We start from the raw sequence: 15,587 nt of genomic DNA on the forward strand, positions 1-15,587 counted from the left end.
GCCGAACTGCGTCCGGGCAGGACCCGGATATGGTGGTGCCACCGTGACCGAGAGGACCCCGATGACCGTTACCTCACGCCGACTGCGGCTCGGCGAGGTGCTGGTCGTCGGCCTGCTCGGGTCGGCACTGATCTCCTGGTGGGCGTGGACCGATGCCGCGCCGGGCCATCCCGCCGATCCGGCCGGAATGGAGATCGGCCCCTGGCTGGCCGGTCTGCTCGGCCTGGTGCTGCTGCTGGCAGCATGGTTGCGCTCGGCGGTGCTGCGCTCCCACCGACTGCTGTCGGCGGCGGTCTGGTCGGTGCCGCTGCTGCCCACCCGCCCGGTGCTCAGTCTGGACGGCTGGGCCTACGCCGCCCAGGGCTGGCTGCTGCGGCACGGACACAATCCGTACCTGGTCGCCCAGTCCCAGGCCGGACAGCTCGCCGCGCGTGTGGACGACCACTGGAGCGGCACCACCGCGGTCTACCCGCCGGGCTCGCTGTGGATCCAGGCGGCGATGACGGCGCTGGCCCGCGACCACACCTACTGGGCGGCGGTCGCGATGCGGATCCCGGCGGTGCTGGCGATGGTGCTCCTCGCCGCGGCCGTCATCGGGCTGGCCCGGGCCCTGGGGGCCGACCCCCAGTCGGCCCTGTGGCTCACCGTCGCCAACCCCTTCGTGCTGCTCAACATCGTCGGCGGGATGCACAACGACGGCCTGGAGCTGGCGGTGGCGCTGTGCGCCCTGTGGGCCGGCCTGGCCCTGGCCCGGGCCTCCCGGCCCTGGCTCGGGCTGGTCGTCGGGGGAGTGCTGGTCGGCCTCGCCGGGACCCTCAAGCAGCCCGGGGTGCTGGCCGGCATCGGACTGGTCGCCCTGGTGCACCGGCAGGCCGTCAAGGACGGCGGGAGGGACGGCTGGGGTCCGCTGGGTGCGCGCATCCTGGTGGGTGCGGTGCCGGCGGTGGCCGTCTTCGCGGCGATCTCCTCGATCGGCGGGCTGGGGCTGGGCTGGCTGAACTCCACCGCCGGCAGTCCCGCCTCGGTGACCAGTGACTCCCCGATCGCGCTGCTGGTCCAGATGATCGGCTGGGCCGGGGTGCCGATCGCCGCGATGGTGCCGATCGCAACCGCCGTCAGCCTGGTGCTCACCGCGGTGGCGATCGTGTGGTGCTGGTTCCGGTGGGGTCCGGTGCCGGGGCGTCGGGGCGGGGCCGGACCGCTCGGCCGGCCGATCGTCCTGCAGGCCGCGGTGATGACCGCCTTCGCGCTGTGCGGGGCCGGGCTCCAGCCCTGGTACCTCATTCCGCCGCTGGTTCTGGTGGCCCTGATCCCGCTGCGCCGCCGCTGGCTGGCCGCCCTGGCCGCCGCCGGTCTGATCGGCTCGGGACTGTGCTTCCTGCAGTGGTTCTCCTCCCCCTTCCTGGCCCTGCCGGTGGCCGCCCTGGCGGCGGCGGCCTGCCGGTGGTGGACCCCGGTCCGGTCCCGTCTGGACCTGGTCGCCCACCAGCTGCGCGGGCCCGCTCCCGGGGCGGCGCGCAGCGGCACCTCGGGCACCGCGACCGGTGCGGCCGGTGCGGCGGGACCCTCCGTGACGGGCATGTGAGCGGCCCGTCGGCCCCCGGCCGGCTCGGACTAGGATGTCGACCACCCTGGTGAAAGGCTGCCCATGAGCGACCCCGTCGGTCCCAACGATCCCGAACGCACTCCCACCCTTGATGAGATCGCGCCACTGGCGTTGACATTCGACGATGTGCTCCTGCAACCGGTGGAGAGCAACGTCATCCCCTCCGAGGTCGACACCGCCACCCAGGTGTCGCGCTCGATCCGGCTGTCGATGCCCCTCATCAGCGCCGCGATGGACACCGTCACCGAGACCCGGATGGCGGTCGCGATGGCCCGCGAGGGCGGCCTGGGGATCCTGCACCGCAACGCCCCGATCGATCAGCAGGCGGCGATGGTCGACCAGGTGAAGCGCTCGGAGGCCGGGATGGTCGACGAGCCGATCACGATCGGCGCCGAGGCCACTCTGGCCGACGCCGAGACGCTGTGCCACACCTACCGGATCTCCGGCGTCCCGGTGGTCGACGAGACCCAGCACCTGGTCGGCATCATCACCAACCGCGACATGCGCTTCGAGGAGGACCCGCAGCGCCCGATCAGCGAGGTGATGACCCGCACCCCGCTGGTCACCGCCCCGGTCGGCACCCACCCCTCCGACGCGCTGAAGCTGCTGGCTGCCCACAAGATCGAGAAGCTGCCGCTGGTGGACGCCGACGGCCGGCTCAAGGGGCTGTTCACCCTCAAGGACTTCGTGAAGGCCGATCAGTACCCGCACGCCACCAAGGATCCCCAGGGCCGGCTCCGGGTGGGCGCGGCGATCGGGTTCTTCGGCAGTTCCTGGGATCGGGCGATGGCCCTGGTCGAGGAGGGGGTCGACCTCATCGTTGTCGACACCGCCCACGGCCACACCCAGGGCGTGCTGGACATGATCCACCGGCTCAAGCACGAGAAGGCCGCCGCCGGGGTCGACATCGTCGGCGGCAACATCGCCACCTACAAGGCCGCCAAGGCGCTGTGCGAGGCCGGCGCCGACGGCGTCAAGGTGGGCATCGGACCCGGTTCGATCTGCACCACCCGGGTGGTGGCCGGGGTCGGCGTCCCGCAGGTCACCGCGATCCTCGACGCCAGTCGGGCCGCCCGCGAGTACGGGGTGCCGGTGATCGGCGACGGCGGGCTGCAGTACTCCGGTGACATCGCCAAGGCGATCGTCGCCGGGGCCTCCTCGGTGATGCTGGGCTCCCTGCTGGCGGGCTGCGAGGAGTCCCCCGGGGAGCTGGTCTTCATCAATGGAAAGCAGTTCAAGAGCTACCGCGGGATGGGGTCGCTGGGGGCCATGTCGGCCCGCGGGGAGAAGCTGTCCTACTCCAAGGACCGCTACTTCCAGGGCGACGTCACCTCCAACGACAAGATCGTCCCGGAGGGCATCGAGGGGCAGGTGTCCTACCGCGGCCCGCTCGGCGCGGTCGCCTACCAGCTGGTCGGAGGGCTGCGTCAGGCGATGTTCTACACCGGGGCGCACACCATCGACGAGCTGCACTCGCGGGGTCACTTCGTGCGGATCACCTCCGCGGGACTGCGCGAGTCCCACCCCCACGACATTCAGATGACCGTCGAGGCGCCGAACTACTCGGGACGCTGATCCACCGGCCGCACGGACATCCCGTGCGGCCGTCCGGCAACTCCGGCGCAGGCTGCGCCGACAGGAAGGAACCATGTACGACATCGGACGCAGCAAGCGTGCGACCAGGGCCTACGGGCTCGACGACATCGCGATCGTGCCCTCGCGGCGCACCCGTGGTACCGAGAAGGTGAACCTCGACTGGAAGATCGACGCCCTCACCTTCGACTTCCCGATCATGGCCGCACCGATGGACTCGGTGATGAGCCCGCAGACCGCCATCGAGTTCGGACAACTCGGCGGTCTGGGAGTGCTCAACCTCGAGGGCCTGTGGACCCGCTACGAGGACCCGAGCGCACTGATCGAGGAGCTCGACCAGATCGAGGACCAGGTCACCGCCACCCGTCGGATGCAGGAGATCTACGCCGAGCCGATCAAGGAGGAGCTCATCACCGAGCGGATGAACCAGATCCGCGCGGCCGATGTGCCGGTGGCCGGCTCGCTGTCGCCCAAGAACGCCTCCCAGTTCTCCGGGGTCGTGGAGAAGGCCGGGGTCGACTTCTTCGTCATCCGCGGCACCACGGTGTCGGCCGAGCACGTCTCCGACCGCGACGACGTGCTGGACCTGCGCAAGTTCATCTACGACCTGGACGTTCCGGTGATCGTCGGCGGCTGCGCCACCTATCAGACCGCCCTTCACCTGATGCGCACCGGCGCCGCCGGCGTGCTGGTGGGATTCGGCGGCGGTGCCGCCCACACCACCCGGCAGGTGCTGGGCATCGAGGTGCCGATGGCCTCGGCCATCGCCGACGTCGCCGAGGCGCGCCGCGACTACATGGACGAGTCCGGCGGACGGTACGTCCATGTCATCGCCGACGGCGCGGTGGGCCGGTCCGGAGACATCGCCAAGGCGATCGCCTGCGGGGCGGACGCCGTGATGGTCGGCTCGCCGCTGGCCCGCGCCAAGGAGGCCCCCGGCAAGGGGTGGCACTGGGGGGCCGAGGCCTGGCACGGCACTCTGCCGCGCGGCGAGCGGGTCCGGTTCGACCCGGTGGGCACCCTCGCCGAGGTCGTCAACGGGCCCTCCCGGGTGCCCGACGGCACCATGAACCTGGTCGGTGGACTGCGTCAGGCGATGGCCACCACCGGCTACTCCGACGTGAAGTCCTTCCAGCGGATCGAGCTGATCCTGCACAACTGATCCCGAACCGGTTGCGGCTCCCCGGACCCCGGTCCGGGGAGCCGCGTCGTCCCCGGGGCCCCGGGATCCCTGCCCGGGGGACCAGACCCAGGGAGATGGGTTCAGAGGATGTGCTCAGGGAGATCGGGGTTCAGGGGATGAGCATCGTCTTGACGGTCCGGCGCTCGTCCATCGCGGCGTACCCCTCGGCGACCTGGGACAGCGGCAGGGTGAGGGTGAACACCCGGCCGGGGTCGATCCGGCCATCCATCACCCGGGCGAGCAGGTCGTCGAGATAGGCCCGCACCGGTGCGATGCCGCCGCGCAGCCCGATATTGCGCCGGAACATCCTCCCCAGCGGAAGTCCCTCGACATGGGGGACGCCGACCCAGCCGACCTGGCCTCCGGGGCGGACGCTGCGCAGCGCCTGGTCCACCGAGTCGGCGGTGCCCACGCACTCCAGGACGGCGTCGGCGCCGATCCCGTCGGTGAGGTCCCTCACCCGGGCGACCCCCTCGTCACCCCGCTCGGGGATGATGTGGGTGGCCCCGAACTGGCGGGCGATGGCCTGGCGATCGGCGTGCCGCGACATCGCGATGACCTTCTCGGCGCCGAGCTGTTGGGCGGCCAGGACCGCGCACAGGCCGACCGCTCCGTCCCCGACCACCACGGCCGTGCACCCGGGCTCCACCCCGGCGCTCACCGCGGCGTGCCAGCCGGTGCACATCACATCGGAGAGGGCCAGCAGGCTCGGCATCAGGGCGGTGTCGGGGGTGTCGGGGATGGTCACCAGGGTGCCGGAGGCATTCATCACCCGGATGTACTGGGCCTGGCAGCCGTCGTAGTCGGCGGCGTGCAGGCAGGCGGACTGCATCCCCTTGCGGCAGACCGGACAGGTGTTGTCGCTGGTGGTGAACCCGCCGACCACCAGGTCGCCCGGTCTCACCCCGGTGACCTGCGAGCCGATCTCCTCGACGACCCCGACGTACTCGTGGCCGATCGGTGTGGGGGAGTCCACCGGCGCGATCCCGCGGTAGCGCCACAGGTCGGATCCGCACACGCAGGTCGCCACGGTGCGCACCACGGCGTCCGTCGGCTCCTCGATGACGGGATCGGGGCGCTCCTCGAACCGCACGTCGTGCTCGCCGTGAATCATCGCTCCGAACATGGGGGGCCTCTCTGTCGCCGGGGTACCGTCGCTCGGCGGGCGGTGCCTGAAGCCGGTGGTACCGGCTGGAATGCACCCTACGCACTTCCCCGGTGCGCACGCCTGTGCCCGCCGATGCGGTCGCTCTAGAGTGGGCCCGTGGCCGCAGCCGGGCCGACCTCCTCCCAGGCGGCACCTCCGGTTGTCCGGCACGGCCCGGGCCGAGCGTCCCCGGCACCCGCCGCGGGCCATCTGCTGCGATCCACCTGTCCCAGCCCTCCTCTCAAGTCATCCGTGACGGAAGCGAGCACCCGATGTCTACTGACCGCGAGTTCATCACAGGCCTGCCGAAGGCCGAACTGCATCTTCACCTGGAGGGCACCCTGGAGCCCGAGCTCAAGCTCGAGCTCGCCCGGCGCAACGGCGTCGACATCGGGCAGACTCAGATCGACGAGATCCGGGCCAGCTACACCTTCACCGACCTCACGAGCTTCCTGGCCGTCTACTACCCGGCCATGCAGGTGCTGGTCACCGAGCAGGACTTCCACGACCTGGCGATCGGCTACCTGAGGAGGGCCGCCGCCGACGGCGTCGTCCACGCGGAGATGTTCTTCGACCCGCAGGCCCACACCGATCGGGGAGTCGCCTTCTCCACCGTCATCGACGGCCTGTGGTCGGCCGTCCAGGAGGCCCCCGATCTGGGTGTGGACGCCTCCCTCATCATGTGCTTCCTGCGCGATCTCAGCGCGGAGTCGGCGATGGAGACGCTGGAGGCCTCGCTGCCCTACCGCGACCGGATCGTCGGCGTCGGGCTGGACTCCGACGAGCGCGACAACCCGCCCGAGAAGTTCGCCGAGGTCTTCGCCCGGGCCCGCGAGGCCGGTTACCGGCTCACCATGCACTGCGACATCGACCAGGCGGACTCGATCGGTCACATCGGCACCGTGGTGCACCAGATCGGGGTCTCCCGGATCGACCACGGGACCAATATCGTCGAGGACCCGCAGCTGGTCGATGAGGTGCGGCGCCGGGGCATCGGCCTCACCTGCTGCCCGATCTCCAACTCCTTCGTCACCCTCAACTCGACCCCCACCAGCTCGGAGCCCATGATGAAGGGCCGGGAGATCGTGGACCTGCTCCGCGACGGCGTGAAGGTCAGCCTGGCCTCCGACGACCCCGCCTACTTCGGCGGCTACCTCGTCGACAACTTCCTCGCGCTGTCCGAGGAGATGGACCTCAGCCGCGATGACCTGGTCCAGCTGGCCCGCAACTCCCTGGAGATCAGCTGGCTGGACGAATCCCGCAAGGCCGAGCTGCTGGGCCGGCTCGACGAGTACGCCGCCCGCTGAGCAGCCCTCGGGCCCCGCCCGGGCCCGCCGCAGGCGGACTCGGGGAGAGGGCGGGGAGGGACCTGGGGAGGGAGCCGGGGGCGTGGGACACCGGTGCGGTGCGGGGCCGCCCGCAGGTGTCGGCAGGGTGCGGGAATGACATGGGCGTGGCCGTCCGGGGGATCTGGCCTACGCTGAAGCCATGAGTGACGTGCCACCGGAACTCGCTGAGCTGCGAGACAGTATCGACAACATGGATGCCGCACTGATCCACCTGCTGGCCGAGCGGTTCAAGATCACCCAGCGGGTCGGGGTGCTCAAGGCGACGGTGGGGCTGCCGCCGGCCGATCCGGCCCGGGAGAAGGAGCAGATCATCCGGCTGCGCCGTCTTGCCGTGGTCTCCCACCTGGATCCGGAGTTCGCCGAGAAGTTCATCAACTTCATCGTCGCCGAGGTGGTCCGCCACCACGAGGACATCGTGGAGGCTCAGCAGCGCAGCGACCCGCCGAGGTCCTGACGCGTCAGTTCCCGCGAAGAACTCCAGAATCCGGGCCCTGGCAGCGTAACCCCCGATGATCGATCGGGGCCCCGATCGGCGTCGCGCCGGGGCCCACACCGTCAGGCGATGACATCCCCGGAGTGCACCACGCTGGGGACCCCGACGATGACCGCCCCGGGCTTGACGTCCTTGACCACCAGGGCGTTGGCGCCGATCTTGGCGTCGTCGCCGATCGTGATGTCGCCGATGACCTTGGCTCCGGCGCCGATCAGCACCCGGTCGCCCACCGTGGGGTGGCGCTTGAAACGGCCGCGTGCCCGACCTCCCAGGGTCACCTGGTGGTACATCAGTACGTCGTCGCCGACGATCGCCGTCTCGCCGATCACCACCCCCATGCCGTGGTCGATGAAGAACCGACGGCCGATGGTGGCGCCGGGATGGATCTCGATGCCAGTGTGGTGGCGCGAGGCCTGGGACAGCAGCCGGGCGACCGGTCGCAGCACGGGCCAGCGGGTCCACAGGTAGTGGGCGATCCGGTGGGACCAGATGGCGTGAACCCCCTGGTAGGAGATCGCGACCAGGAACCGGGAGGTGGCCGCTGGATCCTCGCGCATCGCGGCGTCGAGATCCTCAGACATTCGCTCACGGATCATCTGAAGATGCTCGCGCAACGATCGGGCTGCCATTGATCCACCTCATCGTGTCGGGATGACTCGCAGAGCATGCGCTCCGTGACCGAGACAATAGCGCGACCGGTCCCGAACGTCGCCCGGAACCGCCAATAGCGGCGCCGAGTCGATCATCCTCGCCGCTGGCCCTAGACTTGCCAGCCATGGAACAACTCCATGACGTCGTCCTGGTCGTTGACTACGGCGCTCAGTACGCCCAGCTGATTGCCCGCCGAGTGCGAGAGGCGTCGGTCTACTCCGAGATCGTCCCGCACACGATGTCCGTCGAGGACATGCTCGCGAAGGATCCGGCCGCCATCATCCTGTCCGGGGGCCCCAAGTCGGTCTATGCCGATGGTGCACCGCAGGTCGATCCTGCGCTGTTCTCGGCGGGTGTCCCGGTGATGGGCATCTGCTACGGGTTCCAGGCGATGGCCGAGGCCCTCGGTGGGACGGTGGCCCGCACCGGGGCCAGCGAGTACGGCCGCACCAGCCTGTGCATCACCTCGCCGGGTCATCTCCTCTCCCACATCCCGCACACCATCAGCGTGTGGATGAGTCACGGCGACTCCGTCGAGAGGGCACCCGAGGGGTTCACCACCCTGGCCCGCACCGCCGGAGCACCGGTGGCCGCCTTCGAGGACGTCGAGCGTCAGCTCGTCGGGGTCCAGTGGCATCCGGAGGTGGCCCACTCCGAGTCCGGGCAGGCGGTGATGGAGCACTTCCTGTTCGACGTCGCCGGCTGCCGGCCCGACTGGACGGCCTCCAGCATCGTCAGCGACCAGATCAGCCGGATCCGCGCGGAGGTCGGCGATCGCCGGGTCATCTGCGGGCTGTCCGGCGGAGTCGACTCGGCGGTCGCCGCCGCCCTCGTCCAGCGCGCCGTCGGCGACCAGCTCACCTGCGTCTTCGTCGACCACGGTCTGCTGCGCAAGGGCGAGGCCGAGCAGGTCAAGAAGGACTTCGTCGAGGCCACCGGCGCCGATCTGGTGGTCACCGACGAGTCCCAGCGATTCCTCGGGGCCCTGGAGGGGGTCAGCGATCCCGAGACCAAGCGCAAGATCATCGGACGCGAGTTCATCCGCGCCTTCGAGGACGTCGCCCGCGGCCTCAACGACGGCCAGCCGATCGACTTCCTGGTCCAGGGCACCCTCTACCCCGACGTCGTGGAGTCCGGTGGGGGTGACGGCGCCGCCAACATCAAGAGCCACCACAATGTCGGCGGGCTTCCCAAGGACCTGAAGTTCACCCTGGTCGAGCCGTTGCGCGCACTGTTCAAGGATGAGGTCCGGGCGGTCGGCAGCGAGCTCAACCTTCCCGACGAGATGGTCTGGCGTCAGCCCTTCCCCGGCCCCGGCCTGGCGATCCGAATCATCGGCGAGGTCACCGGTGAGCGGCTGGAACTGCTGCGCGAGGCCGATGCGATCGTCCGCGAGGAGATTCGCGCGGCGGGTCTCAACCGCAAGATCTGGCAGTGCCCGGTGGTGCTGCTGGCCAATGTCCACTCGGTGGGCGTTCAGGGTGACGGGCGGACCTACGGGTCGCCGATCATGCTGCGCCCGGTGACCAGTGAGGACGCCATGACCGCCGACTGGGCCCGGGTGCCCTTCGACGTCCTGGAGAAGATCTCGACCCGGATCACCAACGCGCTGCCCCAGATCAACCGGGTGGCGCTGGACATCACCAGCAAGCCGCCGGCCACCATCGAGTGGGAGTGATCCCTCCGGCACACCCCGGAGAGACACGGCAGGCGGGCCCCGGAATCATTCCGGGGCCCGCCTGCCGTGTCCTGTGACGCTGATCCGTTCCGCGGGCCATTGCCGCGGATCGACCGGATCAGTCTGGGATCAGTGCTCCGAGTAGGGGTCGAAGGTCTCCGAGGACTGCTCCTCGGTGCGCTGGGGACGGTGGCTCTTGCGGCTCTGCCACGAGGTGCGCGCCTGCTCGGCAGCCTCGGAGGCGAAACTCGAGCCGTCCTCCTCATTGGGGATGATGGCCCAGGCGACCAGGTAGATCAGTGGGCCGGCTCCGGCGAAGAGGATCAGAGCCGCGGCGACGATCCTCACCAGGGTGACGTCGACGTCGATGTTGCGGGCGATCCCGGCGCAGACGCCGCCGAGAAGACGACCCTCCTTGGGACGGGTGAGCTTGGTCATGATCGGTGTCCTTTCGTGATGAGTGTCAGTACGATTCCGAGAGTTCCCAGGCAGATGAGGACGAGCGGGCCCATCCTCGTCAGGTCGCGCCAGATGAGATGGACGTCCAGGGCCAGTGCGACTCCCAGCCCTGAGACGATGGTCAGCAGCAGCCCCCAGATGAGGGCGCCGATGTCGAGGCGGTCCAGCCGTGAGGGGGACCGGGAGTTGGATCGACGTGCGGTCATGAGGTCACGACCTTCACATTCGCCCCGATCACCCTCAGGTTCAGCGTCCAGGTGGCCGCTCCCGGTTCCCGGGGGCCGGTCCAGTAGTCGGAGCCCCCGCTGAGCAGCTCCGTCCCGTCGGGTCGGGAGACGGTTCCTCCGGTGGTCTCGGTGAGCAGGTTGAGTGTGGTCTGGCGCGGCATGACGATCGTCATGTCGGACCCGACCACCGCCACGGTGGTGGTGCGGTCCCGCGACAGGGTCAGGTCGGAGGCGTCGATGGTGCTCTCGGCGGCCACCACGGTGACGCCGTCGGCCGGCAGGTCCGCAGCGTCGGTCCAGACCATCGAGGCGGCCGTTCCGGAGGCCACCCGGGAGGGCAGCCCGGCTTGGGAGACGGCCACCGTCCCGGTGAGGGCGAGGGTGGCGGCAAGGCCGAGAGTCACCCCAAGATGGGGCCGGCGGGTCCAGACTCCGAGCACCTGGAAACCGGCCATCACGGCCACCGCCAGAGCCAGGCCGAGGATCAGCGGGTGGGGGACCGGGGAGTGGATGCCGACGGCCATCGCGATCCCCGACAGCACCACCATCGCCAGCAGCAGCAACCAGCTGCGGCGGAACCGATCTGGTCTCGCAGGGGTCTCGACGGTGGGGCGGTAGGGGTCGAAGGTGGCCAGGGGGCCGGTGCCGATCTGCCCCTGGGTCTGGTCCTCGGGCTGATGGGCCAGGGTCTGGCGGCCCTCGGCGTCATCGGCGTCGGGGATGAGCGGCGTCGGGGAGGCGGGGGATGCGACTGCAGCCCTCCGGCGGGCCCTGCACACCAGCCAGTAGCCGATCGCCAGGACGACCGCCGGTCCCACTCCGAACGGGGTGAGGTGGCCCAGAACCGGCATCGCGAGGGCCCACACCGCGATGAGCAGGACGGTCATCTGCCAGCCCTTGAGGCGAGTCAGCCGGGGGGTGCGCTGGTCGGCGATCGAGCGGCCCTGTGTGGTCGGCATGAGCACCCAGGCGGCTGCGTAGAGCACCACTCCGATCCCGGCGCTGAGTGCCAGCAGCGCCGCCAGCACGCGGATGAGCAGGGGATCGACGTCCCAGTGCCGGGCCAGGCCCCGGCACACCCCGCCGGCCACCCGCTGGTCGGACCGCTGCACCTGCTGCCAGATCCGGGTCTGCGCCCCGATGTCGAGGGAGTCAGACCCGGAGCGGCCAGTCGTCGGTGGAGCGGTCCGGGAAGTCATGCCCTCCATGCTGCATCGATCGGAGCGTCGGCAACACCGTCTCGCACCCTGATCCAGCACCCATTCCACGGTGCGGAGGTGGATCCGGGACGGTTGGGGTGTCAGTGTGGGAGGCATGGCTGAGCAGGACAGGGGATCGATGCGCCCGGATCGGGTGCCGGTCCCCACCGAGCTCGCACGCAGCGACTCCACGAGGGGCGACTCCACCAGGCACGAGAGCGCACCCGGTGAGGTGAGGGCCCGGGGGTCCGAGGCCCCCGATCCGGAGGACGCCGACGGGCCCCTTCGCACGGCCTGCCGGCGCCCCGACCAGGGGTGGATCGTCGGGGTCGCCGCTGGTCTGGGAGACCATCTCGGGATCCCGGAGTGGATCGTGCGCCTCGGGTTCGTGGCCCTGGCCGCCTTCGACCTGGTCGGCGTCCTGATCTACGGGGCGCTGTGGATTCTCATGCCCAGGGCCGAGGAGTCGGCGTCCAGTCCGGGGCTGGTCTCGGCCGATCGCCTCGGCCTGCGGACCCGCGCACCCCTGGCGGTCCGCAGTCCAAGCGATCTCACCGGCGCCCTGGTGCTGGCGGGAGTCGGTCTGGTGTGGGCCCTCCAGGTCATCGGGTTCGGGGTGTCCAGTCGCTGGTTCTGGCCGCTGGCGCTGGCCGCCGGGGGAGTGGCGATGGTGTGGCGCCAGGCCGACGACTCGGCCTCGGCCGACCACACGGGCGCCGAGAAGCCCTGGCGACAGGCGCTGATGGGACGCCGCGGCAGGCTCGCCGCGGTGCGGGTCGGCGTCGGTCTGGCCCTGGTGGGCACCGCGGTCTCCCTGGTGGCGGCTTCCCAGATCGGTGTCGACCAGCTGCCCACTCTCGCCCTGATGGCCCTGCTGGTGCTCGGCGGGGTCTCCCTGGTGGTCGCCCCGTGGGCCCGCTCCTGGCAGGTGCGACTGCGCAGAGCCGACCGGGAGCGGGTGGTGGCCGATGCCCGCGCCGACATGGCCGCCCACCTGCACGACTCGGTGCTCCAGACCCTCGCGCTGATCCAGCGTCAGGCCGACGACCCCAGGGCGGTGGCTACCCTCGCACGGCGTCAGGAGAGGGAGCTGCGCGAGTGGCTCTACGGCGGGGCGACGGCGACCGCAGCCGACCCCGGTCGTGGTTCAGGGGCCCGATCCGACGGCAGCGAGGCGCAGGCCTCCTTCAGGGCGGTGCTGTCGGCCGAGTGCGCCCGGATCGAGAGCGAGCGCGGCACTCCCGTGGAACTGGTCTGCGTGGGAGACGTCGTGATGGACGACGGCCTGCGGGCGCTGTCCCAGGCGGCGGCCGAGGCCGTGATGAATGCCGTCAAGCACTCCGGAGCCCCCAGGGCGGACGTCTACGCCGAGGTGGAGCCCGACCAGGTGGAGGTCTTCGTCCGGGACCGCGGTACCGGCTTCGACCCCGATGACATCGCCGATGACAGGATGGGAGTGCGGCGATCGATCATCGGTCGGATGGAGCGTCACGGCGGCACCGCCACGGTGCGCAGCGCGCCCGGCGAGGGAACCGAGATACGACTTCAGATGGCTCCCGAGACAGGCGGGGCGGACTCCTCCGGCAGACCCACGAACGACTGAATGACGGCGACGAGACCGACGAGGATGAGATGAGCTACGAGATGTCCGGGGAGCATGACCCGGTGACCATCGTGCTGGTGGATGACCACGAGATGTTCCGGGTCGGGGTGCGCTCCGAGATGGAGCAGCACCGAGACCGGGTCCGGGTGGTGGGGGAGGGCTGGGACGTCGACTCGTCGGTGCAGGCGGTGATGACCGGCCGCCCCCAGGTGGTGCTGCTCGACGTGCACCTGCCCGGTGGCGGCGGCACCGAGGTGATCCGCCGGTGCGAGGCCGGCGGTCTGGAGTCCTCGGCCACCCGGTTCCTCGCGCTGTCGGTCTCCGATGCGGCCGAGGACGTCATCTCGGTGATCCGGGCCGGGGCGCGGGGCTATGTCACCAAGTCGATCTCCTCGGAGGAGCTGCTCGACGCGATCGACCGGGTCTCCACCGGTGACGCGGTATTCTCCCCGCGGCTGGCCGGTTTCGTCCTGGACGCCTTCTCCGGTTCCATCGAGGTGGCCAGTATCGACGAGGATCTGGACCGGCTGTCGCCCCGGGAGCGCGAGGTGATGCGGCTGATCGCCCGCGGCTACGCCTACAAGGAAGTGGCCCGGGAGTTGTTCATCTCGGTCAAGACGGTGGAGACCCACGTCTCGAATGTGCTGCGCAAGCTCCAGCTGTCCAACCGCCACGAGCTGACCCGGTGGGCCACCGACCGCCGGTTGATCTGACCCCTGGGGGCGCCCCCCGGACGTCAGGAACCCCCGCCGGATCGCTCCGGCGGGGGTTCCTGACGAACGGCTGAGGGGTCAGGCGCGTCGACCGCGGACCAGCCCCCAGATGAACAGCACGATGAGGGAGCCCAGCACCGCCAGCAGCCAGCTGCGCAGACTCCAGAACTGGTAGATGCCGACGTGGAAGACAGTGCTGCCGATCCAACCGCCGAGGATCGCGCCCACCACGCCGAGCAGGATGGTGGACAGCCATCCGCCACCTTGTCTCCCCGGCATGATCGCCTTGGCGATCGCACCGGCAATCAGTCCCAACATGATCCACCCAAGAAATCCCATGGGCCCATGCTATGAGGATCCGGCAGGATTGAAAGGGCAGGTGATCCTTCTGGGGGTCGAACGGGGGTACCCCGGACCCGACCCTCAGAACAGCGGCCGCCAAGGGGCCAGCAGCATCTCGGTGAACTTCGCGATCACTGACCGGCGTCGCCACCGGTCCAGATCCATCTCGGTGCAGTTGCGCGAGTCGATCTCGAAGATCTCCTCCATCGCGCGGGCCACCTGAGCACCGACCACCGAGATGTTGATCTCGTAGTTCCCCTGCAGCGAGAGCCGGTCGATGTTGGCGGTGCCGATCGTCGTCCAGGCGCCGTCGATGGTGCAGGTCTTGGCATGGACCATCGCCCCCTGGTACAGCAGCAGGTGCACCCCGCAGCTCAACAGCCGCTCGTAGTAGCCCCGGCTCAGCCAGTCGGCGACCACGTGATTCGACTCGGCGGGGATGATGATCCGGACGTCCACCCCTCGTGCGCAGGCGCTCCGCAGCGCGGCCATCATGTCGTCGTCGGGGATGAAGTAGGCCTGGGTCATCCAGATCCGCTTGGAGGCGCGGTCGATCGCCTCGAGGTACATGTTGCGGATCGGGTACATCGCCATCCGCGGCACATTGCGGCGCACCTCGATGGTGGTGTCCCAGGACCGGGAGATCGGACCGCTGAGCCGCTCGGGTCGACGCCGCGAGGGCAGGGAGGCGTAGGGACGCAGATTCCACTTGTCGACGAAGGCGTTCTCCAGGTCGGCCACCGCGGGGCCCACGATCCGGGCGTGGGTGTCGCGCCACCGGTCGGCATAGGTCTTGCCGATGTTGTAGCCGCCGACGTAGCCGATCCTGGAGTCCACGATGAGCAGCTTGCGGTGGTCGCGTCCCAGATTCCGCACACTCGGCAGCCCCAGGGTGAGCAGCGGATGGGGTCTCACGTGGACCCCGGTCAGTCCGTGGAAGAAGCGCGGGTCAACGACGAGGTTGGCGAACTCGTCCCAGATCGCGTAGACCTTCACGCCGCGCGCCGCGGCGTCGACCAGAGCCTGGCGGAACTGGCGTCCCACCTCGTCGGACTTCCAGATGAAGGTCTCGAAGTGGATGGTGGAGGTGGCCGCGGCGATGTCGGCGAGCATCTGGGAGTAGAGGTCGCGTCCGAAGGTGAAGACGCTGACCTGGTCCCGCCCGGCGCTGACCGGCTCGGCCGGGGCGGTGGGGAACCGGTAGGGCCGACGCGAGCGCCGTTTGATGGCGGTGAAGGTGACCAGGGCACCGGCCGCAGCCAGCTGGGCGGCGAGCAGACCTCCCGACATCCAGTGCGCAACTCTCCGGAGGCGCCCTGGATGACGCGGTGACAAGGCCATGCT

Annotated in this window: 15 protein-coding genes; 8 read left to right on the forward strand and 7 right to left on the reverse strand. The window is 70.0% G+C overall.

What is annotated here, in order from left to right; all coding sequences use genetic code 11:
* Positions 1-61 precede the first annotated feature (61 nt).
* From mptB to H590_RS0106065, 3 genes are all read left to right on the forward strand, one after another.
* The gene (gene mptB / locus H590_RS15215; protein WP_071161712.1) at positions 62-1,585 is read left to right on the forward strand and encodes a polyprenol phosphomannose-dependent alpha 1,6 mannosyltransferase MptB; all 1,524 of its coding nucleotides are present in this window, start codon (positions 62-64) and stop codon (positions 1,583-1,585) included.
* 63 nt (positions 1,586-1,648) lie between these two features.
* Positions 1,649-3,181 carry an IMP dehydrogenase gene (gene guaB, locus H590_RS0106060; RefSeq protein ID WP_028702857.1) on the forward strand — a complete coding sequence of 511 codons (1,533 nt, stop codon included), beginning with the start codon at positions 1,649-1,651 and terminating at the stop codon, positions 3,179-3,181.
* A gap of 73 nt (positions 3,182-3,254) precedes the next feature.
* On the forward strand, positions 3,255-4,361 hold the full coding sequence (locus tag H590_RS0106065) for a GuaB3 family IMP dehydrogenase-related protein (protein ID WP_028702858.1): 1,107 nt from the start codon (positions 3,255-3,257) through the stop codon (positions 4,359-4,361).
* Between the two features lie 130 nt (positions 4,362-4,491).
* Here the strand turns inward: H590_RS0106065 and H590_RS0106070 are convergent, their stop codons facing one another.
* Positions 4,492-5,508 (reverse strand): zinc-dependent alcohol dehydrogenase family protein, encoded by a 1,017-nt coding sequence (locus H590_RS0106070; protein ID WP_028702859.1) that lies wholly within the window; start codon positions 5,506-5,508, stop codon positions 4,492-4,494.
* A gap of 293 nt (positions 5,509-5,801) precedes the next feature.
* Here H590_RS0106070 and add point away from each other — a divergent pair, with 293 nt between their 5' ends.
* Together add and H590_RS0106080 are read left to right on the forward strand one after the other, a co-directional pair.
* Entirely contained in the window at positions 5,802-6,836 is a 1,035-nt protein-coding gene (gene add, locus H590_RS0106075; RefSeq protein ID WP_028702860.1) for an adenosine deaminase, read from the forward strand.
* Positions 6,837-7,017: 181 nt separating this feature from the next.
* The gene (locus H590_RS0106080; RefSeq protein WP_028702861.1) at positions 7,018-7,332 is read left to right on the forward strand and encodes a chorismate mutase; all 315 of its coding nucleotides are present in this window, start codon (positions 7,018-7,020) and stop codon (positions 7,330-7,332) included.
* 101 nt (positions 7,333-7,433) lie between these two features.
* On the opposite strand, the gene cysE is transcribed toward H590_RS0106080, so the two are convergent.
* On the reverse strand, positions 7,434-8,000 hold the full coding sequence (gene cysE / locus H590_RS0106085; protein ID WP_036981302.1) for a serine O-acetyltransferase: 567 nt from the start codon (positions 7,998-8,000) through the stop codon (positions 7,434-7,436).
* Positions 8,001-8,146: 146 nt separating this feature from the next.
* Between cysE and guaA the strand changes: the two genes are divergently transcribed.
* A complete protein-coding gene (gene guaA / locus H590_RS0106090) occupies positions 8,147-9,700 on the forward strand; it encodes a glutamine-hydrolyzing GMP synthase (protein WP_028702863.1) in 1,554 nt (517 codons plus the stop codon).
* A 129-nt stretch (positions 9,701-9,829) separates the two neighbouring features.
* On the opposite strand, the gene H590_RS0106095 is transcribed toward guaA, so the two are convergent.
* From H590_RS0106095 to H590_RS0106105, 3 genes are read right to left on the reverse strand one after another with little or no spacing between them, the layout of a single operon-like run.
* On the reverse strand, positions 9,830-10,138 hold the full coding sequence (locus H590_RS0106095) for a PspC domain-containing protein (RefSeq protein WP_028702864.1): 309 nt from the start codon (positions 10,136-10,138) through the stop codon (positions 9,830-9,832).
* Complete coding sequence (locus H590_RS0106100; protein WP_028702865.1) at positions 10,135-10,365, reverse strand: hypothetical protein; 231 nt, start codon at positions 10,363-10,365, stop codon at positions 10,135-10,137. The genes H590_RS0106095 and H590_RS0106100 overlap by 4 nt, the downstream gene beginning before the upstream one ends.
* Entirely contained in the window at positions 10,362-11,585 is a 1,224-nt protein-coding gene (locus H590_RS0106105) for a PspC domain-containing protein (protein ID WP_028702866.1), read from the reverse strand. Before H590_RS0106105 ends, H590_RS0106100 begins: the two co-directional genes overlap by 4 nt.
* Positions 11,586-11,700: 115 nt before the next feature.
* On the opposite strand from H590_RS0106105, the gene H590_RS15220 reads away from it, so the two are divergent.
* Entirely contained in the window at positions 11,701-13,188 is a 1,488-nt protein-coding gene (locus H590_RS15220) for a PspC domain-containing protein (protein WP_051238231.1), read from the forward strand.
* Between the two features lie 29 nt (positions 13,189-13,217).
* Entirely contained in the window at positions 13,218-13,901 is a 684-nt protein-coding gene (locus H590_RS0106115) for a LuxR C-terminal-related transcriptional regulator (RefSeq protein ID WP_051238232.1), read from the forward strand.
* Positions 13,902-13,979: 78 nt separating this feature from the next.
* Here H590_RS0106115 and H590_RS0106120 read toward each other — a convergent pair whose 3' ends face one another.
* The gene (locus tag H590_RS0106120; protein WP_028702868.1) at positions 13,980-14,240 is read right to left on the reverse strand and encodes a GlsB/YeaQ/YmgE family stress response membrane protein; all 261 of its coding nucleotides are present in this window, start codon (positions 14,238-14,240) and stop codon (positions 13,980-13,982) included.
* An 84-nt stretch (positions 14,241-14,324) separates the two neighbouring features.
* Complete coding sequence (locus H590_RS0106125) at positions 14,325-15,584, reverse strand: phospholipase D-like domain-containing protein (RefSeq protein ID WP_028702869.1); 1,260 nt, start codon at positions 15,582-15,584, stop codon at positions 14,325-14,327.
* Between the last annotated feature and the right edge of the window lie 3 nt (positions 15,585-15,587).

The organism is Acidipropionibacterium jensenii DSM 20535 (assembly GCF_000425285.1).
GTDB lineage: Bacteria > Actinomycetota > Actinomycetes > Propionibacteriales > Propionibacteriaceae > Acidipropionibacterium > Acidipropionibacterium jensenii.